Source organism: Mammaliicoccus sp. H-M34 (assembly GCF_022386495.1).
Taxonomy (GTDB): domain Bacteria; phylum Bacillota; class Bacilli; order Staphylococcales; family Staphylococcaceae; genus Mammaliicoccus; species Mammaliicoccus fleurettii.
Genome location: NZ_JAJNIK010000007.1, coordinates 57,232 through 72,190, shown reverse-complemented (window position 1 = coordinate 72,190; position 14,959 = coordinate 57,232). Strand labels below are relative to the sequence as shown.

The following is a 14,959-nucleotide window of genomic DNA, read 5'->3' as shown; positions in this document are numbered from 1 at the left end:
GATGAACTTCGTAATTGGAATTGATATCGGTACAAGTGGATTGAAATCGATAGTAGTTAATAAAAAAGGTAAAGTAGTTGATTCACACAGTATTAGCTATAAGACTGAGCATCCACAATCTGGTTACAGCGAAATGGATCCAAATATTTGGTACAAAGCAACATTAGATAGTTTAAATCACTTATTAAGTAAGTTTGATAAAGAAACGATTTCAGGTATTAGTTTTTCAGGACAAATGCATGGTTTAGTTGTCGTTGATGAAGATGGTAATAGTATAAGACCAGCTATTTTATGGAATGATACTCGAACATCTCAAGAAGTTGAAGACATTAAACAAGCTATTGGTATAGAAACGTTACTTAAACATACACAAAATACAGTCCTCGAAGGATTTACACTTCCTAAATTAATGTGGTTAAAATCATATGAACCAGAAAATTATAATAAAATTCATAAGTTTATGTTACCTAAAGACTATGTTGTTTATAAATTGACTGGCAATATTTATACAGAACCATCAGATGCTGCTGGAACAATTATGTATAACATTAAATCTGAAAAATGGTCTAAAGAAATATTAAATCAATTAAATGTTGATTCTAATATTTGTCCAGAGGTAATAGCTTCCCATGATAGAAGCGGTACTTTAACAAAAGACATTAAAGAGAAGATAAATATTGACTGGGAAATAAATGTTTATCAAGGTGGAGCTGACAATGCTTGTGGAGCACTCGGTTCAGGAATTACAGATGAAACAAAACAACTTGTAAGTATTGGAACTTCAGGTGTGGCACTATCTATTGAGAATAGTGCAAATTACGAGAATGATGGTAATATGCATTATTTCAGTCATTGTGTACCAAATCAAAAATACGTAATGGGTGTAACACTTTCTGCAGGTTATAGTTTAGAGTGGCTCAAACAATTGATTGAGCCGTCTGAAGACTTTAATACATTTTTACAAGATATTTCAAAATCAAAATTAGGATCAAATGGTTTGATGTATACACCATATTTATTAGGTGAACGTACACCGTATAACGATGCATCTATTAGGGGTAGCTTTATAGGCTTAGATGCAAATACAACTCAATTGGATATGAAACGTTCTGTTCTTGAAGGCATTACATATTCTATAAATGAAAGTATTGAAATTATGAGAAGTAAAGATATAGATATTAAAGAAATTGTATCTATCGGTGGCGGTGCTAAAAATGCAGAATGGCTACAAATTCAAGCAGATGTCTTTAATGTACCAATTACAACAAGAACAGAAGAACAAGGCCCTGCATATGGTGCAGCTATGTTAGCAGCAATGGGTGAACAATGGTTTAATTCATTCAATGATATGAACGAAACTTGGATTAATTATCGTGAGCATGTATCACCTGTTTCGAGTCATACAGAATCATATGAAAAACTATTTAACATCTATAAATTAATTTATACTGCAACTCAGCCAATAACGAAAGATTTAACTCAATTTAAATAAAAAACTGGGGAGATGGGGTAATGAGTAGTTATGATAATAAGAAGTTTATCTTTAAGATTGCGTTAATAGCAACTCTTGGTGGACTATTATTTGGTTACGATACAGCAGTAATTTCTGGTGCAGAACAATCATTACAAAAATATATTACAGCTGATTATGGGAGTTTCGTACATGGTATAACCGTATCAAGTGCATTAATAGGGTGTATCATAGGTGGAATATTATCTTCAAATATTTCAAAAAGTTTAGGACGTAAGAAATCTTTACAAGTAGCAGCAGTTTTATTTACAATTTCTGCTATTTTATCAGGTTATCCAGAATTTCTATTTTTTGATACTGGAGAATCATCACTTGGATTACTTATTATGTTTAACATCTATCGTATTATAGGTGGTATTGGTGTAGGATTAGCATCTGCAATTTCACCAATGTATATTAGTGAGATTTCACCATCCTCAATAAGAGGTAGACTTGTGTCTTGGAATCAGTTTGCAATTATATTTGGTATGTTAGTCGTATACTTCGTGAACTATGGAATTACATTCGGTCAACCACAAAAATGGGTTGATTTAATCGGTTGGCGTTACATGTTTATGACAGAAGCAATACCAGCAGTTGTCTTTTTCGTATTATTATTCTTAGTACCTGAAACACCAAGGTATTTAATTTTAGTTAATAAAGATAAAGATGCATTAAATGTACTTAATAAAATATATTCATCAAGTGAACATGCTAAGAAAGTATTAAATGATATATTATCTACAAAAAGTAAAACTAAAGAAATAAAAGCACCATTATTTAGTTTCGGTAAGACAGTTATTATTATCGGGATATTACTATCAATATTCCAACAATTTATCGGTATAAACGTTGCACTTTATTACGCACCAAGAATATTTGAAAATTTAGGTGTAGGAAGCAATACATCAATGATGCAAACAGTAGTAATGGGATTAGTAAATGTAATCTTTACATTAATTGCTATAATCTATGTAGATAAATTTGGACGTAAACCATTACTTATAATTGGATCAACAGGAATGGCAATCGGTATGATAGGTATGAGTGTATTAACAGCTAATGGGGTCTTCGGAATCATTACATTAATCTTCATGGTTATTTATACAGCTTCATTTATGATGAGTTGGGGACCAATTATATGGGTATTATTATCAGAAATATTCCCTAATAGAATAAGAAGCGGGGCAATGGCTATAGCCGTAGCCGTACAGTGGTTAGCAAACTTTACAATTACATCAACATATCCATTTATGATGGATATCAGTGGAACAATGACATACGGATTCTACGCAGCAATGAGTATACTATCAGGAATATTCGTTTGGAAATTCATCCCTGAAACAAAAGGTAAGACATTAGAAGAGTTAGAAACAATATGGCAAAAAGATAAAAAAGTCAAAACAACATCAGACAATGTTGAACCACCAGTATTCACAGAATCAATACAAGATAGAAGTTAAATAATAAGGCTGAGACAAATTAATTTGTCTCAGCCTTTCATTGTATGGAGATGATTTTGAGAATGTCTTAGATTAACTCAGTACTTAATCTACAACATGGTCAAACTCTTCGATTAACTCAGTACTTAATCTACAACATGGTTAAACTCTTCGATTAACTCAGTACTTAATCTACAACATGGTTGAACTCTTCGATTAACTAGGTACTTAATCTACAACATGGTCGAACTCTTCGATTAACTCCAGACTTAATCTACAACTTACCTCATTTTTTAAAAAGTTAGTGGGGCAAAGCTAAATATATAGCGAAAATAATTAGTGCAATGCCTATCACAATAAAACTCTTATATAGAAAATTTTGCCTTCTACGAGATATTCCTTGAATAGTTAAGTAAATACCTAAAATTATTGAAATAATCATAATACTAAATCCCATTCTCTTCATTCCTTTCAATATTCATAATTCATAGATATCTTATCACAAAATTTGATAATCATTTCAATTTACGAAGTGTTTGTTACAATAGTAATAAATATATAATGATCGAATATAATTTTATTTAGAAAATATATTATAAAATTTAAGGGGTGGTTCTTTTGAAGAAGCAGTTTTTGGCTGGGATTGTACTTGTTTCATCATTAACTATTGCGGGATGTAGCTTTAGTATTGGTGGAAATTCTGATGATACGAAATCATCAAATAGCGATAGTAAAAGTGAATCAACGAGTAATAAATCCAATCGTGATTCAAATAATGAGCAATCTGGAGATACTAAAGATAATGGTAATGAAAGTGGTATTAAGGATGAATCTAATATAACTGAACAACAAAGTATTGCGATGGCGATGCTTGAACCTAGCATAGAGTCTGATATTGTAACGGGTGATGAATTATTATCTGGGAAATATACTAGAACTTCTGGTGCAGGTGAGAAACAAGAACAACAAGTTGATACTTTAGAGCTTTCTGAAAGTCCTGAACTCAATAAGATGAAAAATAAACCAGATGGTATGAAGTTCTATGGTTTGAGTGAATCTAAAGGGAGTTATGCGACGATTATCGGAGTGAATAAAGAAGAGGTTGTTTATATTATGACCCAAAGTGCAATCTTTGACTTTAATGAAGTTAAGAATAGTGAAACTTCTAAAACATTAAATATTTCTGATTTATACAGTAAATATAAAGACAATCGTAAAGTAGCAAATATAGCTAATAAAATAGAGTATGGTGATCCAATGCCATCAAATAATGAAGACACTTCTAATGTAGATACAAATAGTAATGAATATTACGCCAAAGTATGGTTAACAGCTTTACCAAGTTATCGAGATTCTGGAGATAGTGAAATGGATGCAGAACTTGAGCATCAAAATATAGAAGGTGATCTATTAAATCCTTATAACGAAGAAAATACAGTTAAATATCCTAAAGGTGTACAAAGACTAGCAGGTACACCAACAGCTGCTGGACAAGTTGTTTATAAGAATAATGGAGACGGCACAATATCAATTTATGATGTACCATCTCATTTTCATGATGAAAGATGGTTGGAAGATGATGACTACTCACAGCGAAAATCTGAAGATATTATAAATAATCCTAAAGTGGTTAAACTTTATAATGCATCGAATGATGAGATGGAACAAACTGTCGAAATGTTTGATGGGTCAAATTCAAATGATGATTCTGATTCAGATGATAGTTCTGAAAAAGTAACACGCGAAAATGTAATAGATAAAGTTGAATCATATGAAGGGTCAACTTTAGATACAGACACTTATACGTATAAAGAACCTGAAAAAACAGACGATGGTAAATGGGGATTCTCATTTGAAGATAAAGAGGGTAACTTAGCCGGATCATATATTATTGATGATGATGGTGAAGTAACTGAGTACGATGAAGATGGAGATAAAGTAGGATCTGGATATTAAAATAGAACAAAGAACCATCTAGGCTAAATAGCTTGGATGGTTCTTTATATTATAGTGATATAGAGTGACGCTAGTCTTATTGATTAGTAACAGCTGTTCAATTGTTCTTTATTCTAACTTATTGTACACTATATGTAAGCGCTTACTAAATTTAGTTATTCAAATATAGTAACATTAAGGAGAATATATATGAAAGATAAAGTGATAATCGTAACAGGTGGCAGTAGTGGAATGGGAAAAGCAATGGCTAAACGATTTGCTGCTGATGGTGCTAAAGTTGTTATAACTGGTCGCACTCTAGACCGTCTTGAAGAAGCTAAAAAAGAAATGGAACAATATGATGGTCAAGTTCTTTGTATAGATATGGATGTTCGAGATACTGAAAGAGTACAATATACTGTAGATGAAACGATTAAAACATTTGGTAAAATAGATGGACTTGTTAATAATGCAGCAGGAAACTTTTTATGTGCAGCAGAAGATTTATCTATAAATGGTTGGAACTCTGTAATTGATATCGTCTTAAATGGCACATTTTATTGTTCACAAGCAGTAGGTAAAGAATGGATTAAAAGTGGACACAAAGGGCGCATATTAAATATAGTAGCAACATATTCATGGACTGCAGGAGCAGGTGTGATACATTCAGCAAGTGCTAAGGCAGGTGTACTTGCAATGACGAGAACACTTGCAGTTGAATGGGGAAGTAAATACGGTATAACAGTTAATGCCATTGCACCAGGACCAATAGATAATACAGGTGGAGCTAAAAAGTTATCATTATCAGAAGAAGCAAAACAACAAACATTAGATAGCGTGCCATTAGGAAGAATGGGACAACCAGAAGAAATCGCAGGATTAGCTAGATTCCTATTTTCAAAAGAAGCGGAATATATAAATGGAGATTGTATCACGATGGATGGTGGACAATGGCTAAATAGAAACCCATTTTAGATATCAGTGGAGAGCATGATAAAATTTCACTGTAAAAAGCAAATTAGAGGCTGGGACAAATTAATTGTCTCAGCCTCCATTTTGTAAGCAATTCTATTTTCACTGCACCTCTTAGTCATAAGATAGTTTATACGATACTCAACATGCGTTCTAATGATTGCTTGGCATAATATGCAGTTTCTTTATCTACTTTGATGATGTTCTCTTTATGTCCGTCTTGAATTTTATCTAGACACCACGCTAAATGTGGTAAGTCTATTCTGTTCATTGTGAGACATGAACACATAAGTGGATTGAGTGATTCTATAGTAACATCTGTGTATGTTGTTTTTAATCGATTAACGAGATTCATCTCTGTCCCAATCACCCAATGTGAGCCTTTTGGTGCGTTTTTTATCATATCTATAATATATTTTGTAGACCCCGCGTAGTCTGCCATTTGTACGATGTCAAATTGACATTCAGGATGGACGATGACATTGACGTTAGGGTCTTTTTTACGTGCTTGCTTTATATGAATTGGATAGAACTTTTCATGAACAGAGCAGTGTCCTTTCCACAAAATAATTCTAATATCTTCATCATTTCCGTCAAAATCTAATGTTTTTTGAATAGGATCCCATACGGCCATTTCTTCTAGTTTAATACCTAATTTAAAAGCAGTATTGCGCCCTAAATGTTGGTCGGGCAGAAACAGTATGCGTTTGTCTTGATCTAGTGCCCATTGAATCACACTATCTGCATTTCCACTTGTGACACATGAACCGCCATTTTCGCCGACGAATTTTTTAATAGCTGCTGTTGAGTTTACGTATGTAAGAGGAAGTATGTTATCGCCTAATCGATTCGTTAAGACATCATATCCGTGTAACGCTTGATCAATATTTGCCATATCTGCCATAGAGCAACCTGCTGATAAATCGGGTAAATAGATGTTTTGATTGTCGTTCGTAAGGATATCAGCAGTTTCTGCCATAAAATGCACACCATTAAAAACAAAGTATTGAGCTTGAGTATTTTCTTTACAAATTCGTGCTAATTCAAGAGAATCTCCCATTATATCAGCGAATTGTGCTACTTCATCTTTTTGATAATGATGTGTCGGCATAAATAGTCGCTCTCCAAGCGCTTCTTTAATGGTTGTAATTTTATTTTCTAGTTGTTCTGTTGTCATATTTAAGTATTTTTCAGGTATAGATTGTGCTTTTTCTATTGTAGGATTGAACATTTAAATAACCACCTTTGCTGAGATATCTAATGCATGTTGATCATAAAATAATGAACCGATAGAAATGTAATCAACACCTGTTTCTGCATATTGAACGACATTGTTTATGTTAATATTTCCTGAAGCTTCTGTTTGAATATGATTCGGTACTTTAGTGATATGTTCTTTAATCCATTCAGGTGTACAATTATCGAACATAATAATATCTACATCTGCTTGAATAGCGTTAGTCAATGTTTGCTCGTCTTCTATTTCGATTTCAATTTTATCCATAGGTCCAATATGACTTTTAGCTTTTGATACTAGATCATCAATTGATTTACTAAAGCTAATATGATTGTCTTTCAACATTAATCCGTCATTTAATGTTCGACGGTGATTGTAACCTCCACCTACATGAACAGCGTGCTTTTCAAACATACCTAATCCTGGCGTCGTCTTTCTCGTATCCACAATTTTAACGTTAGTATGTTGTACTTTTTGAACGATTTGATGGGTAGACGTGGCGATACCTGACATACGTTGAATTAAATTTAAAGTGATGCGTTCCATAGTGAGTAAAGTAGTAACACTTCCTTTAACCACTGCAAGTACTTGTCCTTTTTTAACTGAATCTCCATCTTTAACTGCAATATCAGTTTGAATATCACTTTCGATGATTTTGAAACTTTCTTGAAGAATGATTTCTCCACAAAAAATACCTTCATCTTTACTTAACAGCGTTAATGTTCCTTGTTGATTTATATCAAAAATGCTCGACGACAAATCACCATAATGATTATCTTCAAGGTAAAATTGTTTGAGTTTTTCTTGTACGTGCAACTTGTTTAGCATGAAATATATCCTCCATTAAAATTTCTATATCTGTATGTTGTAATGTTTGTTGAACATTTGGGTAATCCGTTCTAAAGTGAACACCTCTTGATTCATTGCGATTTAAGGCTGATAGACAAACCATCTCTAATGTCTTAATGGCAACATATCTTTGCCAATCATCTTTCGACCATTGAGTTGTAACTGTAGAATTTTTTAAACATATCTGTAAGTCACTTAAATATTGCGTCATATCATGACCATTTCGTTCAATGCCTAGTACTTCAGAGCTTAACTGACGTATTCTTTCAACTTCTTGAGTATTCATTATAGGTATGCTCAAAGATTGTGAATTAGTCATATAAATATCTCTAATGGTAGATTGGTTAATAGCTTGACTACAAAGGTGTCCCATAACGAGTCCTTCTAAAAGTGAGTTGCTTGCTAAACGATTTGCACCATGGAAGTTTGTGTTACTTGCCTCACCAATTACATAAAAATGTTGTTCATCCGTTCTTCCATAAATATCAGTTTCTACGCCACCCATTGTGTAATGTGCACCAGGTGTAACAGGTATAAGATGATTGTGATATTCATTTGGAAAATGGCTTATGACATTTTGGTATATTGTTGGAAATCGTGAAGAGAAATGTTCGATATGCTCTATGTTTATAAAACATTGATGACCTTCTGTTTGTTGTTGGAAAATGGCTCTACTCGTAACATCTCGAGGTGCTAGACTACCTAAAGGATGAATATTTTTCATAAATGCCTCACCAAAATCGTTCACTAAAAAGCCTCCATGACCTCTCACAGCTTCTGAAACGAGACCGTATGTATTGCTTTTAGTCCCTAGTAAAGTTGGATGAAATTGAATCATTTCCATATGTCGTAACGGAAGTTGATGGTGATAAGCAATAATATGACCTGAACTTATCGTTGTTGATGCATTTGAGTTAGTTGGGTAGAGATTGCTATAACCACCTGTTGCTAAAATGACATCATGCGCTAAAAATTCTGTCTTATTTCCATGTTTATCGAGAGCAAGAACACCACATATTTCGTTTGAATCGTCTCTTAATAAATTAACAACTTCAGTTTCTTCATAAATTGTTAAGTCTTTTGATGATAACTGCTCGATTAAATATTTTGTGATGTATGCGCCAGTTTGATCACCGCCTATATGTAGAATACGTGGCTTAGAATGAGCGCCTTCCATTGCAAAGTCTAAATTATGTTTATCGACTTGTTTATCAAAGGTTAAACCTTCTTCTATCATCTGCTGGATAATCTCATGACTATGTTGGATGATCGGTTCAATAACAGTCATATCGCCGAGCTTATTACCGGCTTTATAAGTATCTTGTATATGAGAAAGTCCATCATCATCCTCAAATTTAGAAAAGCAAATACCACCTTGTGCGAGTGAACTGTTATGAGTATTCAATTTATCTTTCGTAATGCAATAAATCTCGGTATGTTCATTAAGTGAGCGAATAGCAGACAATGCAGCAATTCCAGAACCAATAATTATAACTTTTTTCAAGTTTACACCTTACTTTACATATATGTTATCATTTTATATACAATATATTGACACATTAAAAGATAAATAACAAGTGGGGGATTATAAATGATTTATTTAGATAACGCATCAACTACGATGGTTGATAGTGAAGTACTAGATGTTTATCAAGATACACAAAGAGAAGCATATTATAATAGTGAAAGTTTACATATCGGAGGTCTGCATACAAGACAACTGTTGGATGAATGTAAACACTATATTAAGCAACACTTTTCAACAAACAAAGAAGTTATTTTTACACGAAGTGGTTCACATGCAAATGAAATTGCGATACATAGTTATTTAAAAGGACAAAATGGAGGGACGATACTTGTATCTCCATATGAACATCCTTCAGTACATGCAGCATTGGAAAATTTCAAAACAGAATTCGAAATTTTAGACTTACCTTTAGAGGGTACGGGGGAGATTTATTTAGAAAAAACTAAAGAAATGATGTCAGATGAAGTCCTTCTAATCATAGCTCAACATGTGAATTCAGAGACTGGTTACATATTGCCAGTAATGGCATTAAGTGAGATCGCAAGACATCATAATGTTCCAATACATGTTGATGGTGTGCAAGCTGTACATAAAATAGAAACTGCCGATGTACAATCATTTAGTTCATATGCATTTTCGGGACATAAGTTTCATGGAACTAAAGGTTCAGGTGGATTATTAATGAATCATGAATATGTGAAGCCATTAAATGAATATTACTTTCATGAAATGTATACACAAAATGGTACAATAGATTCACCAAGTATTATAGCAATGACAAAAGCATTATCTTTATCAAGTAACATACAACATATGAAATCTATGCACCAATATATGATAAAGAAATCGACAGAGTTAGAGTTTACACAAATAGTTTACAGAGAGTGTGCACCACATATAGTTGCATTGTTGTCTCCAAAATATGAAGGACAATATATAATGCAATATCTATCAAATAGAAATATATGTATATCGACAGGAACAGCTTGCGGTCATGGTGCGTTGTTAAGTAGAGGTTTACAAGTTAAAATAGACTCAATACCGAAAAAAACATACGATCAATATATACGTTTATCCATTAGTAAATTTACGACAATAGAAGATATTGATAAATGTTTTGATCACTTAAAAACAATTGTAAGAGGAGATCAGTGAAATGAATAACCCTTTTAAACGAAGAGAACAAATTCTGGAATTACTTGAGACATCAAACGAACCAATTAGTGGGAAGCAACTTAGCCAACAATTTGATGTATCAAGACAAATTATTGTGAAAGATATATCTATACTCAAATCACAAAATCATATGATAACTTCTACTAGCAGAGGTTATGTTATCAATAATGAACCACAAGGAAAAGCATATAAACGCGTAATCGTTTGCCAACATGATAGCGAGCAAATGGAAGAAGAACTGCAAATCATTATAGACAATGGCGCAATGATAAATGATGTCGCAATCGATCATCCAGTTTATGGCAGTATAAAAGCAGACCTCATGATTGAAACCCAAGAAGACTTAGATAAATTTATAAGTGAAATGGAAAAATTCGAAGGCCAAATGTTAGCACACCTTACAGATAATCTGCATTTACATACAATCTCAGCACATACAGAAAAAATATTAGACAATGCTGTAAGAGACTTAAAGCAAAATCAGTATATAGTAGAATAACGATGTGAGAAAGACTTCGTGCGATTTAGGTGAAATCCGGTAAAAACGCACGAAGACTGTGAAGATATCGTGCGATTCGGACAAAATCGAGCCAAAACGCACGAAGACTCCAAAGATATCGTGCGATTCAGGTGAAAATCGGTAAAAACGCACGAAGACTCCAAAGATATCGTGCGATTCAGGCGAAAACTGGTTTAAACGCACGAAGACTTCAAAGATATCGTGCGATTCAGGTGCAAATCGGTGAAAACGCACGAAGACTCCAGAGATATCGTGCGATTCAGGCGAAAACTGGTAAAAACGCACGAAGACTCCAAAGATATCGTGCGATTCAGCTCATCCCAAGCTCACAACATTTCTAAACTTAGCACCCCCATATTATTCGGCTTATCGAATTAATATGGGGTGTATTATTTTGATATACTAAATAATAAAATTTAGAATTTTTTGAATTCTTTCTACTATTTTATGGATAATTGTATATAATATATTTATATTAGATAAAAAGGGGGATTTTCTAAAGTGAGTTTATTTTTAAAGAAATTATCAATTGCTTCGTTGAGTGCTCTGATTGCATTACCTGCTTTTGCTTCTCAAGCATCTGCAAATAATGTCGCGCCTAATGAAGATCGTTTGCTTGAAACGCTGGAAAAAGAAGGTGTGATTGAATCTTCGAATACACCTGAACAAAAGGATGAAAAATTAAAGCAATATATGGATGACAAAGGTGAACAATATCGTCAAAAATACATACCTAATAAAGGACTTTTTGATAAGCGATATAACAAGGGGAATAATGGTAAGCGTCTTGGTAAATTAGAAAAAAATAAAAAAGAAATGTATAAGAAACAAAATAACGGTAAACGTGTAGATAAAGTTCAAGAAGAAAAATATAATGGCAAAGTGCGTAAAGATAAAGTACTAGTACTTGCTATGGAATTTCCAGACTATCCAAACAGTTCGATTACGAAAGACGAAACGGATATGTATTATGACGAATACCCGATTTCTCATTTTCAAGATATGGTGTTTGGAGAAAATGGTTATAAAGGTCCAAACGATGAGAACTTAATGAGTATGAAACAATATTATAAAAATCAATCTGGTGGCAGTTATGATGTAGACGGCCAAGTACATGGTTGGTATAAAGCAAAACATGATGCAAGTTATTATGGTGGTAACGTTCCAGATGATAGCGGTAGTGATGGTAAGCCGAAAGAATTAATTAAAGAAGCTTTGGAACAAGCTGCTAAAGATTCAAGTATTAATTTAAGTGACTATGATCAATGGGATCGTGATGATATAGATGGTGACGGTGTCTATGATGAAAAAGATGGTATCGTTGACCACATTATGATTGTACATTCTGGTCCAGGTGAAGAAGCTGGTGGTGGTAAATTAGGTACTGATGCAATTTGGTCTCATAGATGGTCTCTTGATTTCGATGAGCAAGGAGAACCGTACACAATTCCTGGTACAGATTCAGGTCTTGACCAATTCGATGGTAAATTAGCAGCTATTGATTATACTGTTCAACCAGAAGATGGTGCTGCAGGCGTGTTCTCACATGAATACGGACATGATTTAGGTTTACCAGATGAGTACGACACGGAATATTCAGGTAAAGGCGAACCGGTATCATTCTGGTCAATTATGTCTTCAGGAAGTTGGGCAGGTGCAATTCCAGGTACTGAACCAACTGGATTTGATCCATACATGAAAGAAATGCTTCAACAACAACATGGTGGTAACTGGCAAACAGGTAATGAGCTTGATGCAACTGAATTTAATGGCGAAACTTCTGAATTAATTGATGAAGCAACAACTAAAGGTACAAACAGTGATGCTCTGAAAGTTAATTTACCTGAAAAATCTACATTAATACAAAAACCAGCACAAGGTAAGAAGGCTTACTGGAGCGGAGCAGATGATGATTCTCAATACTCTATGACTTCTTCTTTAGATTTAACATCAGCTAAGACGAGTGAATTAAATTTCAAAACTTGGTATGACATCGAACAAGGATTTGATTACGGATACGTACAAGTATCTACAGATGACGGTGAAAATTGGGAAAACGTTAAAGGAAGTATCACAAATAACGATGACCCAGCAGGAAGTGGACAAAACCAAGGTAATGGTATAGACGGTAAGTCTAACGGCTATGTTGATGCGAAATTCGATTTATCTAAATACGACGGTAAAAAAGTAAAACTAAGATTCTTATATGTAACTGATAAATATGAATCTAATCCAGGTTGGTTCATCGACCAAATCAAAGTATCATCAAATGACGGTAAAGAAATTTTAAGTGATGATGCAGAAGCGGATTCTAAATTTGAATTACAAGGCTTTGAACAAAGTGATGGTAATAGATATGACGAGAACTATTACTTATTACAATGGAGAAACTTCACAGGTCCAGATAAAGGCTTACAAAACATTAAACGCGGTGGCGGAACAATGTCTTATAACAAAGGTTTGACAGTTTGGTATGTAGACAAGAGTTTCTCTGATAACAATGTAAGTAATCATCCAGGACAAGGTTTCATTAGTATTGTTGATGCAGATCAAAATGCATTAAACTGGGAGAAAAAAGGTGTAGCAGATGATCCTGCAACAACACAATTCCAAATAAGAGATGCAGCATTCAGTTTAGACCATCAGCCTCAAATGAAACTTAAAAATGCAGAAGGCTATGAATTACATGATAAAAAAATTAAGAAAAACCCACTGTTCGACGACAGCAAAGATTACTCAAACAAAGGGCAAAAAGATGCAGGCGTATTATTACCAAATCACGGTTTGAAATTTGAAGTAACAGCAAAAAGTAAAGATAATACAGTTGGCAAAGTTAAAATTACAAAATAATAAATTAAGAAGACTAGAAGAGGCTGAGACAAATTTGTCTCAGCCTCTTAGTCATAGGATAGCCATATTCACACAAGTAGAGGGGAGTGTAAGCAAGAGTATCCAAATTCACACAAGTTGGGAGAAGTGTAAGCAAGGATAGCCATATTCACACAAGTAGAGGGAAGTGTGTGCAAGGGTAGTTATATTCACACAAGATAAAAGAAATAGAGAATAATTTTTGATTTTCTAGTACAACTTTGCCCAGCCACATAGTCGCTTCTATGTTTAAATTTCTAGAAAGAGAGAATATGTCATATAATGAAGATGAATTTAAAATAACTAAAAAGGGTGATTAACATGGATGCAAGATTTCCTATTGGAGAATTGGAATTACCTGAAAAAGTAACAATGGACCATATACAGCAATGGTTAGATGAAATTGGGAATTACTCTAATCGGTTAAGAAAAGTTGTAGATGGATTAGATAGTGAAGAGTTAAATAAGACATATCGAGAAGGCAGTTGGACAGTAAGACAATTGGTCCATCACATAGCTGACTCTCAACTCAATATGTATCAACGATTAAAAATAGCTTTAACAGATGATAGAATACCGACAATAGTAGCTTTTGACCAAGAAGAATGGATTAAATTACCGGATAATGATTTACCGATAGAATGTTCACTTAGAATGTTAGAGGGTATGAACGAACGAATTGTAGCTGTTGGTCGTAAATTAACAGAAGATCAACTATATCGAGCATTCTTACACGAAGATACCGGAGAAACAACAGTTGCATATAAAATCGCTAAATTATCATTTCATGAAGAACATCATCTTGCACATATAAAATTAGCGTTGTCGAAATAAATTAAGAAGTTGGGACAAATTTATGTCTCAGCTTCTATTTTTGTTATCAGGTCAATTTTTATGGCTTTTCTTATCAGCAATTTCACTG

Annotated in this window: 11 protein-coding genes; 8 read left to right on the top strand and 3 right to left on the bottom strand. The window is 33.6% G+C overall.

Features of this window, described 5'->3' with window-relative positions; all coding sequences use genetic code 11:
* Position 1: 1 nt before the first annotated feature.
* From xylB to fadH, 4 genes are all read left to right on the top strand, one after another.
* The gene (gene xylB, locus LQ608_RS09590) at positions 2 to 1,492 is read left to right on the top strand and encodes a xylulokinase (RefSeq protein ID WP_239751654.1); all 1,491 of its coding nucleotides are present in this window, start codon (positions 2 to 4) and stop codon (positions 1,490 to 1,492) included.
* Between the two features lie 20 nt (positions 1,493 to 1,512).
* On the top strand, positions 1,513 to 2,973 hold the full coding sequence (gene xylE / locus LQ608_RS09585; protein WP_239751559.1) for a D-xylose transporter XylE: 1,461 nt from the start codon (positions 1,513 to 1,515) through the stop codon (positions 2,971 to 2,973).
* A 597-nt stretch (positions 2,974 to 3,570) separates the two neighbouring features.
* On the top strand, positions 3,571 to 4,908 hold the full coding sequence (locus LQ608_RS09580) for a hypothetical protein (protein WP_239751557.1): 1,338 nt from the start codon (positions 3,571 to 3,573) through the stop codon (positions 4,906 to 4,908).
* A 189-nt stretch (positions 4,909 to 5,097) separates the two neighbouring features.
* Positions 5,098 to 5,862 carry a 2,4-dienoyl-CoA reductase gene (fadH, locus tag LQ608_RS09575; RefSeq protein ID WP_239751556.1) on the top strand — a complete coding sequence of 255 codons (765 nt, stop codon included), beginning with the start codon at positions 5,098 to 5,100 and terminating at the stop codon, positions 5,860 to 5,862.
* A gap of 127 nt (positions 5,863 to 5,989) precedes the next feature.
* Here the strand turns inward: fadH and nadA are convergent, their stop codons facing one another.
* From nadA to LQ608_RS09560, 3 genes are read right to left on the bottom strand one after another with little or no spacing between them, the layout of a single operon-like run.
* The gene (nadA, locus tag LQ608_RS09570) at positions 5,990 to 7,090 is read right to left on the bottom strand and encodes a quinolinate synthase NadA (RefSeq protein ID WP_239751554.1); all 1,101 of its coding nucleotides are present in this window, start codon (positions 7,088 to 7,090) and stop codon (positions 5,990 to 5,992) included.
* Positions 7,091 to 7,924, bottom strand: a complete 834-nt coding sequence (gene nadC, locus LQ608_RS09565; RefSeq protein WP_239751551.1) for a carboxylating nicotinate-nucleotide diphosphorylase — start codon at positions 7,922 to 7,924, stop codon at positions 7,091 to 7,093.
* Positions 7,875 to 9,449, bottom strand: a complete 1,575-nt coding sequence (locus tag LQ608_RS09560; protein WP_239751550.1) for an L-aspartate oxidase — start codon at positions 9,447 to 9,449, stop codon at positions 7,875 to 7,877. The genes nadC and LQ608_RS09560 overlap by 50 nt, the downstream gene beginning before the upstream one ends.
* 87 nt (positions 9,450 to 9,536) lie before the next feature.
* On the opposite strand from LQ608_RS09560, the gene LQ608_RS09555 reads away from it, so the two are divergent.
* From LQ608_RS09555 to LQ608_RS09540, 4 genes are all read left to right on the top strand, one after another.
* Complete coding sequence (locus LQ608_RS09555) at positions 9,537 to 10,628, top strand: cysteine desulfurase family protein (RefSeq protein WP_239751548.1); 1,092 nt, start codon at positions 9,537 to 9,539, stop codon at positions 10,626 to 10,628.
* A 1-nt stretch (position 10,629) separates the two neighbouring features.
* A complete protein-coding gene (locus LQ608_RS09550) occupies positions 10,630 to 11,148 on the top strand; it encodes a transcription repressor NadR (protein WP_239751546.1) in 519 nt (172 codons plus the stop codon).
* 522 nt (positions 11,149 to 11,670) lie between these two features.
* A complete protein-coding gene (locus LQ608_RS09545) occupies positions 11,671 to 14,019 on the top strand; it encodes an immune inhibitor A domain-containing protein (protein ID WP_239751544.1) in 2,349 nt (782 codons plus the stop codon).
* A gap of 339 nt (positions 14,020 to 14,358) precedes the next feature.
* Complete coding sequence (locus LQ608_RS09540; protein WP_208143477.1) at positions 14,359 to 14,871, top strand: YfiT family bacillithiol transferase; 513 nt, start codon at positions 14,359 to 14,361, stop codon at positions 14,869 to 14,871.
* The last annotated feature ends 88 nt before the right edge of the window (positions 14,872 to 14,959 follow it).